Consider the following 22,926-nt stretch of genomic DNA (forward strand, 5'->3'; position numbering starts at 1 on the left):
GCCCATGCAACAATGAAGCCGTAGCTGCCCCGCGTGCCTGCCTGCAGGCGCCCGGCCAGCTCCAGGCCCAGTCCCGGCCACCGGCGCAGCCCGCCTTTGCAGGGCAGGCGGCAGCCGCCAACTGGGGCTGCTCAAGAAATTCAAAAAGATTACGCCACTTTGGTGATGTAATTTGCGTATGCAGTCTCGCTTCCAACATATTGCCCTGATCGGCAAACACCATGCGCCGCCCACTGCCGAGGTGCGCCAGCAGTCCTATGCGGCTTTCAGCCAGATCGCCTGCTATATCGAGGCCCAGGGCGGCACTGCATTCCTGGAGAAGGAAACCGCCGCCTTCACCGGCATGGAACACTACCCGACACTCAGCATGCAGGAGATCGGTGAGCGCTGCGACCTGGTCATTGTGCTTGGCGGTGACGGCACCATGCTGGGCGTGGGACGCGAGCTGGCCCAGTACAACACGCCCCTGGTCGGCATCAACCAGGGGCGCCTGGGCTTTGTGACCGATGTCCCGCTGCAGACCTTCATGGGACCGCTCTCGGCGATTCTGGCCGGCGAGTACGAAGAAGAAGTGCGCTCGATGATCCATGCCCGCGTGATGCGCGAAGGCCAATGCGTCTTCGAGGCGCTGGCCTTCAACGATGTGGTGGTCAACCGGGGCGGCACTTCGGGCATGGTCGAGCTGCGGGTCGAGGTCGATGGCCAGCTGGTGGCCAACCAGCGCGCAGACGGTTTGATCATTGCAACGCCGACGGGCTCGACGGCCTATGCGTTGTCGGTCGGCGGGCCCATCGTGCACCCGACGGTGCCCTGCTGGGTGATGGCGCCGATTGCGCCGCATATGCTGTCCAACCGGCCCAGTGTGATTCCTGACTCGCAGGAGATTTCGATCGAGGTGATTGGCGGGCGCGATGTGGCCGCCAATTTCGACATGCAGTCGCTCGCCTCCATCCTGCGTGGTGACAAGATTTTGGTGCGCAGCGCGCCGCACAAGGCGCGCTTTCTGCACCCCCGGGGCTGGAACTACTACGCCACTCTGCGCAAAAAGCTGGGCTGGAACGAAGGGGGCATTACGCCATGAGCCTCAGACGCATTGGCTTGCGTGATTTCGTCATCGTCGAGCAGCTGGAGGTGGATTTCCAGCCCGGCTTCACGGCACTGACCGGCGAGACGGGTGCCGGCAAATCGATCCTGATCGATGCTTTGCAGCTGGTGCTGGGACACCGTGCCGACACCGGTTTTGTGCGCCAGGGCGCCAGCCGCGCCGAGCTGATGGCCGAGTTCGATACGCCCGCCACGCTCGAAGGCTTTCTGGCCGACAACGACATGCCCGGCGAAGAAACGCTGCTGCTGCGCCGCGTGATCGACGCGCAGGGCAAGAGCAAGTTCTGGATCAATGGCGTGCCCGCCACCGCCACGCAGCTGCGCAGCATTGCGGGCGACTTGGTCGATATCCATGGCCAGCATGCCTGGCAGGGGCTGACCCAGCCCGAGTCGGTGCGCCAGCTGCTGGACGCCTACGCCGGTACCGACAGCACTCCCACGCAGCGCGCCTATGCGCTCTGGCGCAGTGCCGACAAGGCCTTGCAGCAAGCGCGCAGCATGGAAGAAACCCACCAGCGCGAGCGCGAACGCCTGCTCTGGCAGATCGCCGAAATCGACAAGCTCGCGCCCGGCCCGCAGGAATGGGAAGAGCTTAACACCCAGCATGGGCGCCTGTCCAATGCCCAGGCCTTGATGGATGCGGCCAACAACGCGATTGCCAGCCTGGAAGGCGAAGACGGCGGCGCGCTCACCCATGTCAACCGCAGCCTGCATGCGCTGCAGGCCCAGGCCCATGTGGAGCCCGGTTTCTCCGCGATGGCCGAGTCGCTGGAATCGTGCCTGGCCCAGCTCGAGGATGTGGTGCGCTCGCTCAACGGCTACCTGCGCCATGCCGAGCTGGACCCGGACAAGCTCGAGCAGCTGGACCAGCGCCTGGGCAGCTGGATATCGCTGGCACGGCGCTACAAGCGTGCGCCCGAAGACCTACCCGCACTGCTGCAGGGCTGGCATGCCGAGCTGCTGGCGCTCGAAGCCTCCTCCGATATGGTGCAGCTGGCCAAGAACGCCCAGCAGGCGCAGGAGGCCTACCAAAAGGTCGCCACGACGCTCAGCCAGGCGCGCCAGCAGGCGGCCAAACGCTTGTCCAAAGCGATCACCGCTGCGATGCAGGACCTGGGCATGGCCGGCGGCCGTTTTGTCGCGCAGGTCAGCCCCGCACGTGAGCCGCGCAGCGATGGTATCGACGATGTGGAACTGCTGGTCGCTGGCCACCCGGGCACCGACCCCAAGCCAATCGCCAAGGTGGCCTCGGGCGGCGAGCTCTCGCGCATCTCGCTGGCCATTGCAATATCGACCAGCCAGCTCGGCCAGGCGCCCACCCTGATCTTTGACGAGATCGACTCGGGCATTGGTGGCGCGGTGGCCGATGCGGTGGGCCGCGTGATGCGGGCACTGGGGCGGGACCGCCAGGTGCTGGCCGTCACCCACCTGGCCCAGGTGGCCGCACGCGGCGACCACCACCTGCTAGTGGCCAAGCAGCGCAGCAAAAGCGGCACCACGAGCCATATCTGTACCGTGGCCGATGACGAGCGGGTCAATGAAATTGCCCGCATGCTGGGCGGCGAAAACCTCTCGGCCACGAGCCGCGCCCACGCCCAAGAGATGATTGCCGGAGGAATGAATGACCGATAAGACATCCGCCCCGCAGCCACTGGAAGTGGTGGTCATCACCGGCATGGCCGGCTCGGGCAAATCCGTGGCGCTGCATGCGCTCGAAGACGTGGGCTACTACTGTGTGGATAACTTTCCGCCTGAACTGCTGCAGGCACTCGTATCACTGGAGCACTGGCAGCACGGCAGCCGCGTGGCCATTGCGATGGATGCACGCAGCGCCAAGGGCCTGTACCTGGTGCCCGAGCAGCTCGAGCGGCTGCGCGACGCCGGGGCCCAGGTGCGACTTATCTACATGGATGCGCAGCGCGACACGCTGATGCGCCGTTTTTCGGAAACCCGCAGGCGCCACCCGCTGACCAACGAAAAACTGCAGCAAGGCCCCCGCGCGCTGGCGCAGATGATTGATGAAGAACGCGCGCTGCTGGCCGACCTGCGCGAGCAGGCCCATGTGATCGACACCAGCAACCTGCGCGGCTCCCAGCTGCAGGCCTCTATCAAGGAGTGGATCCAGGCGCCGCAATCGAGCCTGACCCTGCTGTTCCAGTCCTTTGGCTTCAAGCACGGCATCCCCATCGACAGCGACTACATGTTCGATGTGCGCATGCTGCCCAACCCCTACTACGAGCCCGAGTTGCGCCCGCACACCGGGCTGGAAGCACCGGTCGCCCACTTCCTGGCGCAGCAGCCCAAAGTGCTGCAGATGCAAAACGACATCATCCGTTTTCTGGACAACTGGTTGCCCGAGCTGGTGAAGAATCACCGCAGCTATGCCACGGTGTCGGTGGGCTGCACCGGCGGCCAGCACCGCTCGGTCTACCTGGTCAATGCACTGGCCCAGCACTTTCAAGGCCGCTGGACCACCTTGCAGCGCCACCGCGAGCTGAGCGCCAAAAAAAGCTGATGCCCGCGCTGATTACTCGGCGCGCAAGGCGACGCTGAGCTGGTCGACCACGTTCGCCCAATCGGCATCGGCGGTAATGCTTTCACGCAAGAAGCGCGCTTGCGCGGGCGACCAGAATGCGGCATCTGCCAGCAGCACCTTGTCGGGCAGCGGGCGGTGGGATTCTATGAACTGGCGGATCGACGCATCATCATCGGGCAGGCCCAGTTGCTGGAAGAGCGACGAGAAGGGGTGAACTGTGGGCTCCATGGCGTACTTTCAAAGCAAGAAGATGGCTGCAGTCTAAGCGCCGTGCAGCGGCGCCCTTTGCAGGACAAGCCCGGTAAAGGACGCCAGTGCCGGTAGCCGAGCCCGCCTCAAAACCCGCGCTGCAGCAGGCTGCGAATCGGCGCGGGCAGCCCCAGATCGGGCCACTGCGCAGGCAGGCACCACTGGCCCGAAGGCGTGGGCACACCATCGCCCGAAACGGGCACCCGCACCGGGTGCAGGTGCAGATCCTTGTGGGTGAGCACATGCAGGAATGGCTGGGCATGCACCGCCTCCGAGGTATCACCGTGCTGTGCCGACTGCGCAAGCAGCGCCTCTTCACTGTCGTAGACCGGCAGGCAGAACAGGCCGGCCCAGATGCCGGGCGCGGGGCGCTTTTCCAGCCAGATGGCACCGTCGGGCCGCTGCCAGCACAGCAGCCACCAGCTGGCGGCGCTGCGCTTGAGTTTCTTGGTCTTGACCGGATAGCGCTCGGGCTGGCCCTGGCGGTGGGCCACGCAATCGCCGTGCACCGGGCACAGCAGGCAGCTGGGCTTTTTGGCGGTGCAGATGGTGGCGCCCATGTCCATCATGCCCTGGGTGTAGCGCGGCATATTGCGCGCCAGGTCGGTGGTGGGCAGCAGCTCTTCGGCCAGCGCCCAGAGCTTTTTCTCGGCGGCGCTGCTGGCCAGGTCGTCCTCAAAGCCCAGCACGCGGGTGAGCACCCGTTTGACGTTGGCATCAAGTATGGCGGCGCGCTGCGCAAAGCAGAACGAGGCGATCGCGCCGGCGGTCGAACGGCCAATGCCGGGCAAGGACGAGAGTTCTTCGACGGTGTGCGGGAACGCGCCGCCAAAGCGTTCCATCACCTCCTGGGCACAGCGGTGCAGGTTGCGCGCGCGGCTGTAGTAGCCCAGGCCACTCCACAAGGCCATCACCTCTTCATCGCTGGCCGCAGCCAGATCGGCCACGGTGGGGCAGCGCTGCAAAAAGCGCTCGTAGTAGCCCAGCACGGTGCTGACCTGGGTTTGCTGCAGCATGATCTCGGACAGCCAGACGCGGTAGGCATCCTGGGTGTTCTGCCACGGCAGATGGTGTCTTCCGTGGACTGTCTGCCAGGCCACGATCTGTTCGGAAAATCGACTCACAATCGCTGTTCTCGGGGGGAGTAGTTATCGGTGGGCCTGGCCGCTCTGGGGCGGCCCGCCAGGCCCGCGTTTATTTCTGGCAGCGCTTGCAGTAATAGGTGCTGCGCTGCCCTTGCTTGATGAGCTGCACCGGCTGGCCGCATTGCGGGCAGGGCTCTCCGGCCCGGCCATAGACGCTGGCCTGCGCCTGGAAGGCACCGGCATAGCCATTGACCTGGACAAAATCGCGCAAGGTGCTGCCACCCAGCGCAATGGAGCGGGTCAGCACCTCCACAATCGCCGCACGCAGGCGTTTCGCCTGGGGCCGCGTGGTCTGGTTGGCCGGTTTGGTCGGCGAGATGCCGGCCAGGAACAGCACCTCGCTGGCGTAGATATTGCCCACGCCCACGACCACCTGGCCGCCCAGCAGCAGCTGCTTGATCGGCGTGCGCGACTTTTGCAGCCCGGCCCAGAGGTGCTCCACGCTGAAGCCGGCGCCCAAGGGCTCCACGCCCAGATTGGACAACAGCTTGGCGGCCATGCCGGAGTCGGCATCGGGCGACCAGACCACCGCCCCAAAACGGCGCGGGTCATGCAGGCGCAGCAGGTGCTGGTCGGTGAGCAAGTCAAAATGGTCATGCGGGCCCGCTGGCGCATCCATGGGGCTGACCTGCAGGCTGCCGGACATGCCAAGGTGGATCAGCACCACGCCCTGGTCCAGCACCAGCACAATGTATTTGCCCCGGCGCTGCACCTCGGTGATGGTGCGCCCGGCCAAGGCGGCGGTATCGATGCCCAGCGGCCAGCGCAAAGGTTTTCCCATGCGCACGGAGGCAATGCGCGCGCCTTGCAGCGGCGCAACCAATCCCCGTCGCGTGACTTCCACTTCTGGTAACTCTGGCACTTTCTTCCTTCTGCAAGGCCCTTGGGCATCGTTTATTATGGGCCGATGACGCAAAAACTTCGTTTACTGGCTTATTTTCTGGCCGCTGGCCTGATGACACCCGCCTTTGCAGCGCCTGCCAAAGCACCGCAGCAAGGTGCAGCCCAGCGTCAGCTGTCTCTGGCGGCGGCCGAGCGGGCCGATGATGCCAGAGTGGAGCTGGATGCGGAGCTTTTTTACGAGCTGCTTCTGGGCGAAATGTATGCCTACCGCGGCGATGCGGCCACCAGCGTGGAGTTGCTGCTCGACGCCGCGCGCCGCTCGGGCGATGAGAAGGTCTACCAGCGCAGCGCGCAGCTGGCGCTGCTGTCGCGCTCGGCCACCCGTGCCACCCAAGTGGCCCAGGCCTGGAAAAGCGCCTTTCCGCAATCGCGCGCGGCCAGCCGCTACATGCTGCAGGTGATGCTCTCGACCAACCAGGGCGAGGAAACCGGCCCGCTGCTCAAGCAAGAGATCGCGCTGGCCAAGCCCGATGAAAAACTCGACTGGATCCGCGCCATCCCCAGCATCTACCGGCGCCTGAGCGACCAGGAGCTGGCCGCCCGCATTGTGCGCGAAGCGCTGACCCCCGAGCTGGAAAACCCCGCCACCGGCCCCGAATCCTGGGCTGCCATTGGCCGTATGGAGCTGGCCGCCGACCAGAAGAGCCAGGCGCTCGCGTCCGCCCGCCGGTCGCTGCAACTCAATCCCGACAATGAAAGCGCAGCCAAGCTGGCCGCAGACCTGGTCAACGCCGGCGTGCCCGGGGCTGAGGCGCTGGTGGTGGATTTTTTGGACAAGTCCAAGAGCGGCGAGGCCCACCTGGCCTATGCACGCAGCCTGATGAACGCCGAGCGCTTTACCGAGGCCAAGGCCCAGCTGGACAATGCCACGCGCCTGAGCCCCGAATCTGCCGACGCCTGGATGCTGAAGGCCGCGCTGGAGGCCCAGCTCAAGCAGTACACCGAGGCCGATGTCTCGCTGCTCAAGCTCGACACCTTGATCGACAAATTCCCCTCGGCCGTGCTGCAGCGCGAAGTGCGCATCCAAAGCCTGATGCTGCGCGAGCAGATGGCCGAGGCCCAGCAGAAATGGGCCGAGGCCGACCGCTGGGCCGATGAGATCGCCAAGGCCGGCAATATCGCGCTGGCCACCTTGCGCAAGGCCTCCATCCAGATGCAGCAAGGCAACTACGACGCCGCAGCGGCCCTGCTGGAGCAACTGCCCGAGGGCAATGCCGGCGAGGCGCGCGCCAAGCTGGCCGCGCAGGTGCAGCTGCAAAAGACGGCCAAGAACTATGCGAAAGCGCTGGAGCTGCAAGGGCGCCTGGTTGCGCTGCAGCCGCAAGACCCCGATGCACTGTATGAGCAGGCCATGCTGGCTGAACGCATGAACAACATGGAACTGGCCGAGACCCAGCTGCGCCGGCTGATCGAGCTGCAGCCCGATTTTCACCATGCCTACAACGCGCTGGGCTACTCGCTGGCCGACCGCGGCCTCAAGCTCGATGAGGCCAAAAGCCTGATCGAGAAAGCGCTGAGCATGTCGCCCGGTGACCCCTTCATCACCGACAGCCTCGGCTGGGTGGAGTTCAAGCTGGGCAACCTCGAGCGCGCCGCCGAGCTGCTGGAGCAGGCCTACACCAAGCAACCCGATGCCGAGATTGGCGCCCACCTGGCCGAAGTCTGGTGGAAACAGGGCAAGACCCGGCCCGCCGAAGAGCTGCTGCGCACGGTTCTGAAGACCGCACCCAATAACGACATGGTCAAGAAGACCTTTGAGCGCCTGGGAATCAAGCCATGATAGGTGTGCAGCGCAGGCAGCTCTGCCTGGCCACCATCGGCGCCGGCCTGCTGCCCCTCCTCTCGGCCTGCAGCACGGCTGCGCGCCAGCTCGAAGCGGCCCCGGGCAAGACCTACTGGTCAGGCCGCATGTCGGTGCAGGTGCTGGACAGCCCTCCGCAAACCACCAGCGGCAGCTTTGAGCTGTCGGGCAGCCCCGACTCGGGCGAGCTGGTGCTGCTCAACCCGCTGGGCAATATCGTTGCGCGCGTGCAATGGTCACCCGGCCAGGCGAGCGCACAGCAAGGCACGCAAACCCGCCAGGCCAGCTCGCTCGATGAGTTGACGCAGACCTTGCTGGGCACCAGCTTGCCGATTGCCGCGCTGTTTGACTGGCTGCAGGGCCAGCCCACGGTGGCCGCGGGCTGGCAGGCCGATCTGGAAGCGCGCAGCGAAGGCAAGATTCTGGCCCGCCGCCTCGACCCGCTACCCGAAGCCAACCTGCGCATCGTGCTCGACGCGCCATGATTTTTTTGTGAGACGATCCATGCGTACGCTGTACGACGTTCCTGCGCCTGCCAAGCTCAACCTGTTCCTGCACATCACCGGCAGACGCGCGGATGGCTACCACCTGCTGCAGTCGGTCTTCATGCTGATCGACTGGGCCGACACGCTGCACCTGGAGCTGCGCAGCGGCGGCCAGATCAGCCGCGAAGACCTGAACACCCCCCTGCCCGCCGATGACCTGATCACCCGCGCCGCGCGGGCCTTGCAGCAGGCCACCGGCTGCAGCCAGGGCGTACACATTGGCGTGCATAAAAACCTGCCGGCCCAGGCGGGCATGGGTGGCGGATCATCGGATGCTGCCAGCACCTTGCTGGCGCTGAACCAGCTCTGGGATTTGAAGCTCTCGCGCAGCGAACTGCAGCGCATCGGCTTGACGCTGGGCGCCGATGTTCCGTTTTTTATTTTTGGAAAATCGGCTTGGGTCGAAGGAATCGGTGACATAATACGTCCACTCGAAAACGAGCAGCAACTAGCAGACACCGCGCTGGTAGTTGTGAAGCCGCAAGAGGGTCTGGATACGAAACTTATTTTTTCAAGTCCGAACCTAAAACGCGATTCAGAAGCTGCTACAATGACGAGCTTCGCTGCAGAGAACTTTGACTTCGGTCGGAACGACTTGCAGCCGGTCGCAGAAAGCCTGTGCCCTTCGATAAAAAAAGTTTCTGACTTTTTGAAATCACAAGGATTACATGCTAGAATGACGGGCTCAGGTAGCGCAGTTTTCGCAGTGAAGAAAATGCAAGCTAATAGCTGCCAGAGCAGTTTTTCACAAGACTGGACAGTGAAAGATTGCACAAGTCTGATGGAACATCCTCTCAGAGGCTGGACCCAAGACTGAAAGTTTCAAAGGATTGGTGATGCTTAGCACCAATTCTTGTAGGGGAGTCGCCAAGCTGGTTAAGGCACCGGATTTTGATTCCGGCATGCGAAGGTTCGAATCCTTCTTCCCCTGCCATATTTCTTACCGCGTACAAGCAACGCACACAGCTAACCCATACCCACTGGGACGCTATGCAAGACCATCATCCAGACTTCATGGTTTTCACTGGCAACGCCAACCGCGAACTTGCCTCTGAAATTGCACAACACCTCCATACCTCACTGGGTAACGCCGATGTAGGCCGCTTCTCTGACGGTGAAGTCACCGTTGAGATCAAGCAAAACGTGCGTACCCGTGATGTGTTCGTGGTGCAACCCACCTGTGCGCCCACCAACGACCATCTGATGGAACTGCTTGTGATGGTCGACGCCTTGAAGCGAGCATCGGCTGAGCACATCTGCGCGGTGATCCCCTATTTCGGCTACGCCCGCCAGGACCGCCGTGTTCGCTCGACCCGCGTGCCCATCACGGCCAAGGTCGTGGCCAACATGCTGCAAGCCGCTGGCGTGAGCCGCGTGCTGACGATGGACCTGCACGCCGACCAGATCCAGGGCTTCTTCGATATTCCGGTGGACAACATCTATGCATCGCCTGTGCTGCTGGGTGATCTGCGCCAGAAGAATTACGAAGACCTGATCGTTGTGTCGCCGGACGTTGGTGGTGTGGTGCGTGCACGCGCGCTGGCCAAGCAACTCCATTGCGATCTGGCCATCATCGACAAGCGCCGCCCCAAGGCCAATGTCTCCGAAGTCATGCATGTGATCGGTGACATCGACGGCCGCAACTGCGTGATCATGGACGACATGATCGACACCGCAGGCACCTTGGTGAAGGCGGCGGAAGTGCTCAAGGAACGTGGCGCCAAGAAGGTCTACGCTTACTGCACGCACCCCATTTTCTCGGGCCCGGCCATCGAACGTATCGGCAACGGTGCGGCGCTGGACGAAGTCGTGGTGACCAACACCATCCCGCTGTCGGCCGAAGCGCGCAACTGCAGCAAGATTCGCCAGTTGTCGGTGGCACCGCTGATCGGTGAGACCATCCACCGCATCGCCACCGGCGAATCGGTGATGAGCCTGTTCCAGGAAGCCGACTGATCAAAGGGCCCGCAAGGCCCTTTTTCTGCTTTCTGCTAAAATAGATAGTTTTCGCTGGCCGCTGCAATTTGTAGCGGCCTTTTTAACCGGGTGAACTGGTCGCGGTTCATCCCACATTGGAGTAATAAAATGAACGTTGTCGCTTTTGCGCGCGCTAAGCAAGGTACGGGTGCGAGCCGCCGCCTGCGTAATTCTGGCCGTACGCCTGGCATCATCTACGGTGCCGCTGCTGAGCCTCAGTTGATCGAAGTGGACCACAACAGCCTGTGGTACGCCCTCAAGAAGGAAGCTTTCCACGCATCCGTGCTGGAACTGGACCTGGACGGCGCCAAGAGCCAAGTGCTGCTGCGCGACGTGCAATACCACCCCTACAAGCAGCTGGTGCTGCACATCGACTTCCAACGCGTCGATGCCAACACCGCGCTGACCATGAAGGTGCCCGTCCACTTCAGCGGTGCTGAAGAGTCCCCAGCAGTGAAGATCGACAAGTGCCTGGTGACCCCAGTTGTGACCGAAATCCAAGTGATCTGCATGCCCAAGGACCTGCCCGAATTCATCGCGGTGGACCTGAGCAAGCTGGAAAAGGGTTCGACCGTCCACCTGAAGGACATCGCTCTGCCCAAGGGCGTGAAGCTGGCTGCACAAACCAACCCTGCGCTGGTGTCCGTGGCTGCTCCTGCTGCTGCTGAACCTGCAGAAGGCGAAGCGCCTGCTGCTTAATCGCACAGCAAGCTGCTGACGCCTCTGGCGTCTGCAAGCCAGAGGCTGCATTGCTGGTCAATGCAGCCTTTTTTCATTCTTCCCCTACTTCACTCCATCCGCCCATGATCAAGCTGTTTGTTGGCCTCGGCAACCCCGGCCCTGAATACGAAGGCACGCGCCACAACGCCGGCTTCTGGTGGATTGATGCGCTGGCCCGGGATTTGCGCCTGCAGCTGGTGCCTGACCGCAATTACTATGGCCTGGTCGCACGTACTTCGGTGCAGGGTGAGTCGGTCTGGCTGCTCGAGCCGCAGACCTTCATGAACCTGTCGGGCAAGTCGGTCGGCGCGCTCGCACGCTTTTTCAAGATCCAGCCCGAAGAGATTCTGGTGGTGCACGATGAGCTCGATCTGCCGCCCGGCCAGGTCAAGCTCAAGCGCGGCGGTGGCCACGGCGGCCACAATGGCCTGCGCGATATCCATGCCCAGCTGGGCTCGTCCGATTACTGGCGCCTGCGCATCGGCATTGGCCACCCCGGTGACAAGCAGGAGGTGCCCAACTGGGTGCTGCGCAAGCCAGCGCCCGACCAGCGCAAGCTGATCGAGGACAGCATCATCCATGCGCTGCAGGCCTCGCCTGAGCTGCTGGCCGGCGACATGGAAAAGGCCACGCTCAAGATCCACACCACCAAGCCCCAGCGGCCCAAGCCGCCACGCCCAGAGGCCCTCTGAGCGCACCGGGCTACACGCCCATCCCCCCGATCACCCCGCAGTCACAGGCCCTTGTCGGCCTGCAGGCGCACATAGCGCTGCATCAAGGTGGGCTTGTCTTCCTGAAAATCGGGGTGCACCGGAATGCAGGCGACCGGGCAGATCTGCACGCACTGGGGCTCATCGAAATGGCCCACGCATTCGGTGCAGCGGTGCGGATCGATCTCGTAGTAGTCCTCCCCCATCGAGATGGCATCGTTGGGGCACTCGGGCTCACACACATCGCAGTTGATGCACTCATCGGTAATCATCAAGGCCATGGATGCGTCTCCAAGATTCCAGCACGGGGGAAGAAGTGTGACATGAGCGACATTATCCCGCGACCTCCTTAGCCATACTCGTGGCACTGCGAGTAAGCATGTATGGTGTGTCGGAATTGTTCGCGTTATGCTTGCCGCTGCGAAAAAATACAACAAGCACCAGCAGGTCTGCGCGCCTTTCCTAACCACGACGGCTACCCATGGGTCTTTTCATTCTCAAGCGCACACTCACCTTGCTGCTCACCTTGTTGGGCACCTCGATTGTCGTCTTCCTCGTTCTGGAGATCCTGCCGGGCAACGCCGCCCAGATGTTGATGGGGCCCGATGCCGCGCCCGAAGCAGTCGCTGAACTGGCCGAGCAGCTCGGGCTCAACCAGCCCGCCTGGGAGCGCTATGTGCACTGGATCTGGGGCCTTGTGCACCTGGACCTGGGCAACAGCTACAGCTACGGCACCCCTGTCATCGAACTGATTGCCGAGCGCATGGCGCTCACCTTGCCGCTGGCCTTGATGGCGATGGCCATCACCACCGTGGTGGCGCTGGCCGCCGGCATCTATGCCGCCAGCCGCCACAACAAGCTCGGTGATGTCAGCGTCATGGGCATGGCTCAGCTGGGCATTGCCATCCCCAATTTCTGGTTCGCCATCTTGCTGATCCTGCTGTTTTCGGTGCACCTCAAATGGTTCTCGGCCGGCGGCTTTCCGGGCTGGAGCGAGGCCTCGGGCGGCTCGCCCTGGGCCGCGCTCAAGTCGCTGATGCTGCCGGCCTTGTCGCTGGCCGTGGTGCAGGCGGCCATCCTGGCGCGCATCACGCGCTCGTCGGTGCTGGAGGTGCTGCGTGAGGACTTTGTGCGCACCGCCCGGGCCAAGGGCCTGTCGCAACGCGCAGCGCTCTACGGCCATGTGCTGCGCAATGCGCTGGTTCCGGTGGTCACCGTCATGGGCCTGCAGTTTGCCGAACTGATGGCCGGCACGATCGTGGTCGAGAACGTGTTCTACCTGCCCGGCATGGGCCGGCTGATCTTTCAGGCCATTGCCAACCGGGACCTGATGGTGGTGCGCAACTGCGTGATGCTGCTGGCCGCCATGGTGGTGATCGTCAATTTCGTGGTGGACCTGCTCTATGCCTGGATCGACCCCCGCACCAAAGCCAGCGATATCTGAGCACGCCATGCAACCGCCTACCTCCGTCGCCCCTACCTTGCCCACGCCCGCTGCCAGCGCAGCGCCTGGCCACACGGCATCCCGCAACGCACTGTGGCGCCGCGCCCTGCGCAACCCCAGCTTCATGATTGGACTGGTGCTCACGGCCCTGCTCTTGCTCGCCGCTGGCCTGTCCTATGTCTGGACGCCGCACTCGGCCTTCGAGATGAACATGGAGGCCAAGCTGCAAGGGCCGTCGCTCGCCCACTGGCTGGGCACCGATGCCTATGGGCGCGATGTCGCCTCGCAGCTGCTGCTGGGCGCGCGCGCCTCCATTTTGGTGGGCGTCATTGCCGTGGGCATCGGCGTGGTGGTGGGCACGGCGCTGGGCCTGCTGGCCGCTGCCAAACGCGGCTGGGTCGAAGAGGCCATCATGCGCCTGGCCGATTTCTCGCTGGCCTTCCCCGCCATCCTCTCGGCCATCATGCTGACCGCTGTGTTCGGCCCGGGCATCATCAATGCCATTGTGGCCATCGGCATCTACAACATCCCGATGTTCGCCCGCATCGCGCGCGGCTCGGCCAACACCATCTGGGGGCGCGAATATGTCACCGCCGCCCGCGCCTGCGGCAAGGGTGCCTGGGCCATTACCTGGCAGCATGTGCTGCCCAATATCTCGGCCACCTTGATCGTGCAGAGCACCATCCGCTTTGCGATTGCGATCCTGGCTGAGGCCGCACTGTCCTACCTGGGCCTGGGCACGCAGCCGCCGCAGCCGTCCTGGGGCCGCATGCTGAGCGAGGCGCAGACCTTGATGTTCCAGGCGCCGCTCTTGGCCGTTTTCCCGGGCGTGGCGATTGCGTTGTCGGTGCTGGGCCTCAACCTGCTGGGCGACGGTCTGCGCGACCTGCTCGATCCGCGTCTGGCCCGCAAGCGCTAAGGAGTCGCCATGGCACTGATCGATGTACAGCACCTGGAAATCGTGCTGCAAACCCACCGAGGCCCCGCCCGCGCCGTGCGCGATGTCAGCTTCCAGATCGAGCGCGGCCAGGCCCTGGGCCTGATTGGCGAGTCGGGCTGCGGCAAGTCCATCACGGCCATGGCCTTGATGGGCCTGCTGCCCGAATCGGCCCAGGTCAACGGCAGCGCCCAGCTCGACGGCCAAAGCCTGGTGCAGCAGCCCGACCACTGGTGGCGCAGCGTGCGCGGCAACCGCATTGCGATGATCTTCCAGGAGCCGATGACGGCGCTCAACCCGGTGCACACCATTGGCCGCCAGATCAGCGAACCGCTGCGCCTGCACAAGGGCTGGAGCGCGCGCCAGGCCCGTGAAGAGGCGATTGCGCTGCTCGACCGCGTCGGCATCGCCCAACCGGCGCAGCGCTTTGATGCCTATCCGCACCAGTTCTCGGGCGGGCAGCGCCAGCGCATCACGATTGCAATGGCGCTGGCCTGCGGCCCCGATCTGCTGATCGCCGATGAGCCCACGACGGCGCTGGACGTCACCATCCAGCAGCAGATCCTGGACCTGATCAATGGGCTGGTGCAGGAGCGCCAGATGGCCTTGCTGCTGATCTCGCACGACCTGGGCGTGATCTCGCAGAATGTCGACAAGATGGTCGTGATGTATGGCGGCACGGTTGTCGAATCGGGCAGCACCGAGGCCGTGTTCGAGCACATGGCCCACCCCTACACCCGAGGCCTGCTGGCCGCGCGCCCCAGCATGCAGCCGCGCATCCAGGGCCAGCCCCAGCGCCTGCACACCATTGCCGGCTCGGTGCCCGAGCTGGTCGACCTGCCCGCCGGCTGCACCTTTGCCGGGCGCTGCAGCTTTACCCAGCCGAGGTGCTTTGCGCAAAAGCCGCCCAGCGTGGCGCTGCCATCGAACCATCCGCAGGAGATGCACCAGGTGCACTGCCTGCGGCCCGAGGCCTACGCCATCGCCACCCAGACCCCTGACGAGACCCCCGCATGACGGCAGCCCCCCACGACACCCCCTTGCTGCAAGTGCGCGACCTGGTGCGCACCTACACCCTGCCCCGCGAAAAGCTGTTTTCCGCGCCCCCCACGGTGCAGGCTCTCAAGGGTGTGAGCTTTGAGCTGCATGCCGGCCAGAGCCTGGGCATCGTTGGCGAGTCGGGCTCGGGCAAGTCCACCTTGGCGCGCCTGGTGATGGCGCTCGACCAGCCCACCGCCGGCCAGGTGCTGCTCGAGGGCCAGGACCTGCACCGCATGGAGGCGGCCGCACTGCAGCGCGCGCGCAAGGATTTCCAGATGGTGTTCCAGGACCCCTATGGCTCACTCGACCCGCGCCAGACGGTCGAGCGCATCGTCAGCGAGCCGCTGCAGGCGCAAAAGACCGCCTCGCGCGCCGAGCAGCGCGAGCGCGCCAGCCAGGTGCTGCAGCAGGTGGGCCTGCGCGCGCAGGATGTGGACAAGTACCCGCATGAGTTCTCCGGCGGCCAGCGCCAGCGCATTGCCATCGCCCGCGCACTGATCACCAAGCCCCGGCTGATCATTGCCGACGAGCCCGTCAGCGCGCTGGACGTGTCGGTGCAGGCCCAGGTGCTCAATCTGATGCAGGACCTGCAACGCGAGCACGGCATCACCTACCTGCTCATCAGCCACGACTTGGCTGTCATCAACCACCTCTGCGACGCCGTGGTGGTGCTCTACCAGGGCGAGATCGTCGAGCGCGGCGCGCCCAGCCAACTGTTCCAGCATGCCCAGCATCCCTATACGCAAAAACTGGTGCAGGCCGTGCCCCAGGTGCGGCCACGCCGACACCGCATGCCAGCAGGGATTGGCGCAAGTCCTGTATAACCGTGCTTGAGCTTCTCGGCGCGCTCCGCAAGGGCGTCGCCACTCCGCAGCTTTCCCCCATAAATTGAATAAAACCCTATCCAAGGAGTACCCGGATGCTGAACCGTAGACACCTGCTTGCCGCAGGCACTCTGGCACCGCTGCCACTGTGGCTGCCTGGCATCGCCCAGGCACAGGCCAAGAAAGACACCGTTGTGCTGGGCATGACGCTGGAGCCGCCAGGGCTGGACCCAACCGCCGGCGCCGCCTCGTCGATTGCCGAGATCACGCACTACAACCTGTATGAGACGCTGACCAAGATCAACTCGGACGGCAGTGTCTCGCCGCTGCTCGCCGAGAGCTGGGAAGTCTCGCCCGATCTCAAGAGCTACACCTTCAAGCTGCGCAAGGGGGTGACTTTTCACAACGGCGAGCCCTTCAACGCCAACAGCGTCAAGTTCTCCTTTGACCGCGCAGCCGGCGAGAAAAGTACCAACAAGGACAAGCGCACCTTCGCCAACCTGACGGCCCAGGTGGTGGACGAGCACACGGTGGTGATCCTGAACAAGGAGATCGACCCGGACCTGCTGTTTGTGCTGGGCCAGGCCACATCGATCATCGTCGAGCCCAAGAGCGCCGACAGTAACGCCACCAAGCCCATCGGCACCGGCCCCTACAAGCTGGGCAACTGGAGCAAGGGCGCCTCCATCACCCTGGAGGCCTGGCCGCAGTACCGCAACCCCGGCAGCATCCGCATCCGCCGCGCCACCTTCCGCTTCATCTCGGATGCGGCTGCGCAAGTCGCTGCGCTGCTGGCTGGTGATGTGGACATCTTCCCGCGCGTCTCGGCCCGTGGCATCGACCAGTTCAAGACCAACCCGCGCTACCAGGTGGTCATCTCCGGCTCACGCGCCAAGACCATCGTCGCCATCAATGAGCGCCGCAAGCCACTCGACGATGTGCGTGTGCGCCGCGCGCTGTCTGCCGCCATCGACCGCAAGGCCGTCATCGCCGGCGCCGCCGAAGGCCTGGGCGTGCCGATTGGCAGCCACTATGTGCCCGGCGCCTATGGCTATGTGGACACCACTGGCATCAACCCCTTTGATGTGGAAAAGGCCAAGAAGCTGTTGGCCGAGGCCGGCGTGAAGACCCCGCTGAGCCTGAGCATGACCCTGCCCCCCACGCCCTACGCGCGCCAGGGCGGCGAGATCATTGCCGCGCAACTGGCCAAGATCGGGGTCGAGATCAAGCTGCAGAACGTGGAATGGGCGCAGTGGCTCTCGGGCACCTACACCAACAAGAACTACGACCTGTCGCTGATCTCGCATGTCGAGCCTTTCGATCTGGAGAACTACACCCGTCCCGATTACTACTGGGGCTACAAGTCCGAGAAGTTCAACAAGCTGTTCGAACAGATCAAGCTCGAAGCGCGTCCGGCCGACCGCTCGCGCCTGCTGGGCGAGGCACAGCGCCTGCTGGCCGAAGATGCCGCCAACGTCTACCTGTACCAGCCGCAGTGGGTGACGATTGCCGCCAAGAACGTGCGAGGCCTCTGGAAGGACATGCCGATCTTCATCAACGACCTGTCATCCATGTACTGGGCTTGAACCCGGTCTTGCGCTAGGCTTCAAACCAGCACACCGCCCATCTACGGCTCTGCCCGGATGGGCTTTTTTCATTGAACACCTACTCCACTCCCGCCCCCTGCCCGATATGACCGCGTTGCACGATTGGCCCGCCACAGCGCTGCTGGCCGCCTACCAAAAGCAAGAACTCTCCCCTGTCGATGTCATGCAATCCGTCATCGACCATGTCGCGCAGTGGGAGCCGCACCTCTGCGCCACCTACCTGTACCGGCCCGAAGAGGCACTGGCGCAGGCACGGGCCAGCGAAGCGCGCTGGCACAAGGGCGCACCCGCCGGTCTGCTCGATGGCCTGCCGGTGACCATCAAGGAAAACATCGCCACCCAGGGTGACCCACTGCCCGCCGGCACCGCTGCCGTCACGCTGGTGCCCGCAGCCGCCGATGCACCGCCCGCCGCCCGCCTGCGAGAGGCCCATGCCATCTGCTTCAGCAAGACCACGATGCCCGACTACGGCATGCTGTCGTCGGGGCTGTCGAGCTTTCACCCGCTGGCGCGCAACCCCTGGGACCTGAGCAAAGGCCCGGGCGGCTCCAGCGCGGGCGGCGGTGCGGCAGCAGCTGCCGGCTACGGCCCGCTGCACATCGGCACCGACATCGGTGGCTCGCTGCGCCTGCCGGCCAGCTGGTGCGGTATCTACAGCCTCAAGCCCAGCCTGGGCCGCATCCCTATTGACCCGCCTTACCAAGGCCGTGCCGCAGGCCCGATGACCCGCAGCGTGGACGACTCGGCGCTGATGATGCAGGTGCTGTCGGCCCCCGATGCGCGCGACACGATGAGCCTGCCCGCACAGGACATTGCCTGGAGCACGGTGGCCACCACCGGCGTGGACTTTATCCGGGGAAAACGCATTGGCCTGTTGCTCGATGCCGGCTGCGGCCTGCCGCTGCAGCCCGAGGTGCGCGCGGCCATCGAGCAGGCCGCAGCGCTGCTGGAAGCCGCTGGCGCGCAGATCACGCCAATGCAGCCCTTCATGACGCCTGCGATGCTGGACGGCATGGACCGCTTCTGGCGCATGCGCTCGCTGAGCGATCTGCAGGCGCTCAGCAGCGCGCAGCGCGACAAGGTGCTGCCCTATATCCGCGCCTGGGCCGAGAGCGCCGAGGGCATGAGCGGCAGCGCGGTCTTCCAGGCCAGCCAACAGTTCCACCAGGTACGTCTGGCCACCGTCAAAGCCTGCAGCGCGTTTGACTTTGTGATCTCGCCCGTCGCGCCGCATGTTGCGTTCGATGCCCAATGGCCCTCGCCCACCAACGACCCCTTGCGCCCGCTCGAGCACATCGGCTTTACCGTGCCCTACAACATGTCGGAGCAGCCGGCCGCATCCATCAACTGCGGCTACACCGCCTCCGGCCTGCCTATTGGCCTGCAGATCGCCGGTGCGCGTTTTGACGACCTGGGCGTGTTGCAGCTGTCGCGCGCTTTCGAGCAGATCCGCGGCCCGCAAAAGCCCTGGCCCCAGCCGCCCCAGGCATGAGACAAGGAGGGCAGCGCATGGGCACGCAGCAGGACCTGTATGGCAACCCGGTCAGCAGCGATGCAGCCGCCCTGCCCTACCTGAACGACTTTGCCGAAGGCTTTGTTGCCTGCGAGATGCGCGTGCTGCGAATCCTGGACATCGCAGCGCAGGACCCCAGCCCGCTGGTGCAAACCTGGTGCGCCGCGCTCCATCTATTTGCCGAAGATGCGCAGGCCGCCTGGCAGGCGCGGCCCTTTTTGCAGCGTGCCCGCGCCCAGCTGGCGCAGGCCCATGAGCGCGAAGCACAGTGGCTGGCCGCCGTCGAGGCCTGGGCCGATGGCGACACGCCCTTGGCTGCGCAAAGGCTCGAAGCACTGCTGCAGCACTACCCGCGCGATCTGGCCGCGCTCAAGCTCGCGCACTACCATGCCTTCAACCTGGGCGACTCGCCCGCCATGCTGCGCATGGCGCTGGCGGCCCAGGCGCACTGCGCCGATATCCCCTACTTCCACGGCATGCTGGCCTTTGCCTATGAGCAATGCCATCTACTGGGCCAGGCCGAGCGCGCGGCGCGCCAGGCGCTGCAGTTGCGCTTCAAGGAGCCCTGGGCCCACCATGCGCTGGCCCATGTGCTGCTGACCCAAGGCCGTGTGGACGAGGGTCTGGCCTTCATGCAAAGCGCGAGCAGCAGCTGGACGGGGCTCAACTCCTTCATGCAGACGCACAACTGGTGGCACCTGGCGCTGTTCCTGATGGAGGATGCGCGCCACGACGAAGCGCTGCAGCTGCATGACAGCCAGGTCTGGGGCGTCGTGCCGGCCTATTCGCAGGACCAGATCGGCTCCATCTCGCTGCTGGCGCGGCTGGAGCTCGAAGGCGTCGATGTCGGCCCGCGCTGGCAGCAGCTCAGCCCCTACCTGCTGCAGCGCCAGCATGACCATGTGCTGCCTTTTCTGGACCTGCAATACCTCTACGGCCTGGCACGCGCCGGGCAATGGGAGGCCGCGCAGCAGTTGCTGGTCAGCATGCAAGGCCATGCCGATGCGCAGGTCCAACCCCGGCTGCGCACGGCCTGGCAGGATGTCTGCCTGCCCGCCGCGCGGGGCCTGCTGGCCCATGCCCAAGGCCAGTACGGCCAGGCCGCCCATCAGCTGGGGCCCTTGATTGCACGCCTGGTCGAGGTCGGCGGCAGCCACGCCCAGCGCGACCTGTTCAACCAGCTGTACTGGAGCGCCTTGCGGCACAGCGGCCAGTGGACGGCCTTGCAAAACCTGGTGCAGCCCTGGCACAACCAGCAGCCCCAATCCAAACGGCTGGCAGCGCATATGCGGCGCATTTACCAGGGGCTGGGCTTGCCGCCCTCCCTGGCGGCTTGAACTGCCATTTCGCCCTGTTGGACGGCCTCAGCGCTGCGCGGTCGCCAGCTTGACCGCCAGGCCCACAAACACCACGGCGGTGATCTTGTTGAGCCAGAACTGCGCGCGTGGCGAGCGCAGCAGCAGATTGCCAAAGGCGCCCGAGAACAGCGCAATGGCGCCAAACACCAGGAACGCGGCCAAGATAAACACGGCGCCAAAGACAAAAATCTGCGGGCCGACCGGGCCGATGGCCGGGTCGGCAAACTGCGGCAAAAAGGCCAGGAAGAAGATCAGCACCTTGGGGTTGGTGAGGTTCATCACCACGCCCCGGCGCACCATCACCAGCAAGTCCTTGCCCGCCATCTCGGTACGCAAGCTTGCGCTATCGGCCGCGCCAGCACCGGATTTTTCTGCAGCCACCGGTGCCCGCCATGCGCCCCAGGCCAGATAAGCCAAGTAGGCCGCGCCACACCACTTGAGCACCGTGAACGCGATGCTGGACGCCGCAAACACTGCTGCCAGCCCCAGCGCCACCGCCGCGGTGTGCACCACCACGCCCAGGCACAGGCCCACGACCACGGCAATGCCCACCCGCCAGCCGCGTTGTATCGACTGCATCAGCACAAACAAGTTGTCCGGCCCGGGCGACAGCGCCAGCAGCACAGCAACACCAAAAAAGGCCAGCAGGGATTGGAGAGTAGGCATGGCAAGGTCTTTTAATCAAGGACCGGCACATTATGGCCTGCCGCCCAGTGTGCAGTCTCAGGCCCCGCCTACGCGCGCGACAGCGGTGCCGTCACAATCCAGCCTTCCAGCGGATCAGTGCCCGGCGGCAGGCCATAGAGCGCATCGCCCTGTAAATGGCAGCGCAGGCCCCAGGCCGCCTGCAACATGCAGATGGCGGCATCGAGATGGTCGCCGCTGGCGTCATCGCGCATGCTACCCAGCTGCGCCGGGCTAGCCAGCAGGCGCAGCTGCAGCGAATGGGCACCCTGCAGCAGGGCATCCAGCACCTGCTGGCGGGCAGCAGTGCGCTCGGGCGTCTGGCGCTGGCGGTCATCGCTTTTGTAGCTGCGCCGGCCGATCAGCTCGCGCGCCAGCATGCCGGGGTAGGCCTCCAGCGCGACGCGGCTACTTTCTCTGCGCAGCAGACCGGGGAAATCCGCGCCCACCGCCAGCAGCCGGGGCAGACCAGCATGCAGCATCCAGGCGACGGGCGGGTTAACCCATTTCATCGACGGGCTGGAGCCAGCAGGCCCATCGGTGGCGCGGTGGGCAAATTTGCCGCCGGCGGGCCGGGCATCGCAAAAGGCTTTGAACAGCGCGCGGATCTCGCTGCGCTCCAGGCCAGCATAGTGCTGCATGCAGGCCTGCCAATCGCTGGGCCAGCCCAGGTGCATCACCAGCTCGCGCGGCAGCGCAAACGGCAGGTCAAAGCCGCCGACCCAGGCCGGCTGCTGCTGCAAAAAGTCCTGCCACTGCGCCAGCGTGGCAAAGCGCTCAAAGCCCCGCAGCGCCACCGTGCCCGCCTCGGCATCCAGATGGCCCCAGGCCACAACCACGGGCTTGCGCCGGCTCGGGCTGCTGCTGAAATCGCAGCCCAGCACCGGTGGCAGCGCAGCGCCTGGCATCGCTCAGCCCAGTCCCAGCGCGACCACGCCCACGCCAATCAGCAGCGCGCCAGCAATGCGCAGCAGGCGGTCACCCTCGCCCAGCAGCTTGCCGCCAATCAGCGCGGCAAACAGCATCGAGACCTCACGCGCAGGCGCCACATGCGAGATCGGCGCAGTCTGCACTGCATACAGCACCAGCACATAGGCCATGGGGCTGAAGATGGCGACAACCAGCGCAAAGCGCCATTGCTGCAACCACAGGCGCCGGGTCTCAGCCCAGTTCATCATGCCCAGCGGCGCGAGCATCACCACGCGCACCAGGTTGCCCATGTAGTCGAGCAGGATGGGCGAGAGCAGCATCACCTTGACGGCATAGCTGTCCACCACCGTATAGGCGGCAATGAACAGGCCCGTGAGCAGCCCGTAGTACAGGCCCTTGATGGTGCGATCGCGGGCCTCGCCGGGACCGGGCCGGCTGGCGGCGCGCAGCATGGCCGGGCCGCCGGCAATCAGGAATACGCCCGCAACCACCGCGGCAATGCCTACCGCGCCCAGGCTGGACAGGTGCTCGCCCAGAAACAGCACCGCCACCATCGACGAGATCAGCGGCCCGCTGCCGCGCGCCAGCGGGTAGACCACGGTGAGATCGGCCACGCGGTAGCCGCGCAGCAAGGTGACGAAGTAAAAGATATGCAGCAAGGCGCTGGCCGAGACAAAGGCCCATTCGGTCATGCCCCACTGGGGCACCACATCCTTGCCCACCCACCAGCCCACCGGCAGCCACACCAGCGCATTGAGCACCGAGGTAAACAGCGAAAAGCGAGCATCGCCCCCGGCTTTCTTGGCGACGATGTTCCAAAAAGCGTGGATGATGCCGGCCGCGATGATGAGCGTGAAAGCGTGGAGCGTCATGGCTGGGGAGGCGGTGGAAGCGAGGC

The 22,926-nt window shown here is 64.7% G+C and carries 23 protein-coding genes and 1 tRNA gene; 17 read left to right on the forward strand and 7 right to left on the reverse strand.

Features of this window, described 5'->3' with window-relative positions; genetic code table 11:
- Positions 1 to 178 precede the first annotated feature (178 nt).
- Genes DCO45_RS17525 through rapZ form a run of 3 tightly spaced genes read left to right on the forward strand, consistent with a single transcriptional unit; the run spans position 179 to position 3,619 of the window.
- Positions 179 to 1,081 carry an NAD kinase gene (locus tag DCO45_RS17525; RefSeq protein WP_116927031.1) on the forward strand — a complete coding sequence of 301 codons (903 nt, stop codon included), beginning with the start codon at positions 179 to 181 and terminating at the stop codon, positions 1,079 to 1,081.
- Positions 1,078 to 2,736 (forward strand): DNA repair protein RecN, encoded by a 1,659-nt coding sequence (gene recN / locus DCO45_RS17530; protein WP_116927032.1) that lies wholly within the window; start codon positions 1,078 to 1,080, stop codon positions 2,734 to 2,736. The genes DCO45_RS17525 and recN overlap by 4 nt, the downstream gene beginning before the upstream one ends.
- The gene (rapZ, locus tag DCO45_RS17535) at positions 2,726 to 3,619 is read left to right on the forward strand and encodes an RNase adapter RapZ (protein WP_116927033.1); all 894 of its coding nucleotides are present in this window, start codon (positions 2,726 to 2,728) and stop codon (positions 3,617 to 3,619) included. The genes recN and rapZ overlap by 11 nt, the downstream gene beginning before the upstream one ends.
- A 12-nt stretch (positions 3,620 to 3,631) precedes the next feature.
- On the opposite strand, the gene DCO45_RS17540 is transcribed toward rapZ, so the two are convergent.
- The 3 genes from DCO45_RS17540 to mutM form a co-directional block, all read right to left on the reverse strand.
- On the reverse strand, positions 3,632 to 3,868 hold the full coding sequence (locus tag DCO45_RS17540) for a DUF2789 domain-containing protein (RefSeq protein ID WP_116927034.1): 237 nt from the start codon (positions 3,866 to 3,868) through the stop codon (positions 3,632 to 3,634).
- A gap of 107 nt (positions 3,869 to 3,975) precedes the next feature.
- Positions 3,976 to 5,016: an A/G-specific adenine glycosylase gene (mutY, locus tag DCO45_RS17545; RefSeq protein ID WP_116927035.1), complete on the reverse strand. Its 1,041-nt coding sequence runs from the start codon at positions 5,014 to 5,016 to the stop codon at positions 3,976 to 3,978.
- A gap of 67 nt (positions 5,017 to 5,083) precedes the next feature.
- Positions 5,084 to 5,896 (reverse strand): bifunctional DNA-formamidopyrimidine glycosylase/DNA-(apurinic or apyrimidinic site) lyase, encoded by an 813-nt coding sequence (mutM, locus tag DCO45_RS17550; protein WP_116927036.1) that lies wholly within the window; start codon positions 5,894 to 5,896, stop codon positions 5,084 to 5,086.
- Positions 5,897 to 5,941: 45 nt separating this feature from the next.
- Between mutM and DCO45_RS17555 the strand changes: the two genes are divergently transcribed.
- The 7 genes from DCO45_RS17555 (at position 5,942) to pth (ending at position 11,672) form a co-directional block, all read left to right on the forward strand.
- Entirely contained in the window at positions 5,942 to 7,717 is a 1,776-nt protein-coding gene (locus DCO45_RS17555; protein ID WP_116927037.1) for a tetratricopeptide repeat protein, read from the forward strand.
- Positions 7,714 to 8,223 carry an outer membrane lipoprotein LolB gene (locus DCO45_RS17560; RefSeq protein WP_116927038.1) on the forward strand — a complete coding sequence of 170 codons (510 nt, stop codon included), beginning with the start codon at positions 7,714 to 7,716 and terminating at the stop codon, positions 8,221 to 8,223. The genes DCO45_RS17555 and DCO45_RS17560 overlap by 4 nt, the downstream gene beginning before the upstream one ends.
- 19 nt (positions 8,224 to 8,242) lie before the next feature.
- The gene (gene ispE, locus DCO45_RS17565) at positions 8,243 to 9,100 is read left to right on the forward strand and encodes a 4-(cytidine 5'-diphospho)-2-C-methyl-D-erythritol kinase (RefSeq protein WP_116927039.1); all 858 of its coding nucleotides are present in this window, start codon (positions 8,243 to 8,245) and stop codon (positions 9,098 to 9,100) included.
- Positions 9,101 to 9,140: 40 nt separating this feature from the next.
- Positions 9,141 to 9,217 (forward strand) — tRNA-Gln (locus tag DCO45_RS17570).
- Positions 9,218 to 9,273: 56 nt separating this feature from the next.
- Positions 9,274 to 10,239, forward strand: coding sequence for a ribose-phosphate pyrophosphokinase (locus DCO45_RS17575; protein ID WP_021025016.1), 966 nt, complete (start codon positions 9,274 to 9,276; stop codon positions 10,237 to 10,239).
- A 129-nt stretch (positions 10,240 to 10,368) separates the two neighbouring features.
- Positions 10,369 to 10,959, forward strand: coding sequence for a 50S ribosomal protein L25/general stress protein Ctc (locus tag DCO45_RS17580; RefSeq protein ID WP_116927040.1), 591 nt, complete (start codon positions 10,369 to 10,371; stop codon positions 10,957 to 10,959).
- Between the two features lie 104 nt (positions 10,960 to 11,063).
- Positions 11,064 to 11,672 (forward strand): aminoacyl-tRNA hydrolase, encoded by a 609-nt coding sequence (gene pth, locus DCO45_RS17585; protein ID WP_116927041.1) that lies wholly within the window; start codon positions 11,064 to 11,066, stop codon positions 11,670 to 11,672.
- A 41-nt stretch (positions 11,673 to 11,713) separates the two neighbouring features.
- Here the strand turns inward: pth and DCO45_RS17590 are convergent, their stop codons facing one another.
- A complete protein-coding gene (locus DCO45_RS17590; RefSeq protein WP_021025013.1) occupies positions 11,714 to 11,971 on the reverse strand; it encodes a YfhL family 4Fe-4S dicluster ferredoxin in 258 nt (85 codons plus the stop codon).
- 200 nt (positions 11,972 to 12,171) lie between these two features.
- Here DCO45_RS17590 and DCO45_RS17595 point away from each other — a divergent pair, with 200 nt between their 5' ends.
- The 7 genes from DCO45_RS17595 (at position 12,172) to DCO45_RS17625 (ending at position 20,393) form a co-directional block, all read left to right on the forward strand.
- Complete coding sequence (locus DCO45_RS17595; RefSeq protein ID WP_116927042.1) at positions 12,172 to 13,134, forward strand: ABC transporter permease; 963 nt, start codon at positions 12,172 to 12,174, stop codon at positions 13,132 to 13,134.
- 7 nt (positions 13,135 to 13,141) lie between these two features.
- On the forward strand, positions 13,142 to 14,053 hold the full coding sequence (locus DCO45_RS17600; protein ID WP_116927043.1) for an ABC transporter permease: 912 nt from the start codon (positions 13,142 to 13,144) through the stop codon (positions 14,051 to 14,053).
- A 9-nt stretch (positions 14,054 to 14,062) separates the two neighbouring features.
- Positions 14,063 to 15,088, forward strand: coding sequence for an ABC transporter ATP-binding protein (locus tag DCO45_RS17605; protein ID WP_116927044.1), 1,026 nt, complete (start codon positions 14,063 to 14,065; stop codon positions 15,086 to 15,088).
- Positions 15,085 to 15,936, forward strand: coding sequence for an ATP-binding cassette domain-containing protein (locus DCO45_RS17610; protein WP_116927045.1), 852 nt, complete (start codon positions 15,085 to 15,087; stop codon positions 15,934 to 15,936). Before DCO45_RS17605 ends, DCO45_RS17610 begins: the two co-directional genes overlap by 4 nt.
- Positions 15,937 to 16,031: 95 nt before the next feature.
- Entirely contained in the window at positions 16,032 to 17,522 is a 1,491-nt protein-coding gene (locus DCO45_RS17615; RefSeq protein WP_116927046.1) for an ABC transporter substrate-binding protein, read from the forward strand.
- 106 nt (positions 17,523 to 17,628) lie between these two features.
- Positions 17,629 to 19,035, forward strand: a complete 1,407-nt coding sequence (locus DCO45_RS17620; RefSeq protein ID WP_116927047.1) for an amidase — start codon at positions 17,629 to 17,631, stop codon at positions 19,033 to 19,035.
- Between the two features lie 17 nt (positions 19,036 to 19,052).
- Positions 19,053 to 20,393 (forward strand): tetratricopeptide repeat protein, encoded by a 1,341-nt coding sequence (locus DCO45_RS17625; RefSeq protein ID WP_116927048.1) that lies wholly within the window; start codon positions 19,053 to 19,055, stop codon positions 20,391 to 20,393.
- A 27-nt stretch (positions 20,394 to 20,420) separates the two neighbouring features.
- Here DCO45_RS17625 and DCO45_RS17630 read toward each other — a convergent pair whose 3' ends face one another.
- The 3 genes from DCO45_RS17630 to DCO45_RS17640 form a co-directional block, all read right to left on the reverse strand.
- The gene (locus DCO45_RS17630) at positions 20,421 to 21,080 is read right to left on the reverse strand and encodes a LysE family translocator (protein WP_116927049.1); all 660 of its coding nucleotides are present in this window, start codon (positions 21,078 to 21,080) and stop codon (positions 20,421 to 20,423) included.
- 68 nt (positions 21,081 to 21,148) lie between these two features.
- Complete coding sequence (locus tag DCO45_RS17635) at positions 21,149 to 22,006, reverse strand: DUF429 domain-containing protein (RefSeq protein ID WP_116927050.1); 858 nt, start codon at positions 22,004 to 22,006, stop codon at positions 21,149 to 21,151.
- Between the two features lie 3 nt (positions 22,007 to 22,009).
- Complete coding sequence (locus tag DCO45_RS17640; RefSeq protein WP_116927051.1) at positions 22,010 to 22,900, reverse strand: DMT family transporter; 891 nt, start codon at positions 22,898 to 22,900, stop codon at positions 22,010 to 22,012.
- Positions 22,901 to 22,926 lie beyond the last annotated feature (26 nt).

This window comes from Comamonas sp. JNW (assembly GCF_003105075.1).
In the GTDB taxonomy this organism is placed as follows: Bacteria; Pseudomonadota; Gammaproteobacteria; order Burkholderiales; family Burkholderiaceae_C; genus Comamonas; species Comamonas squillarum.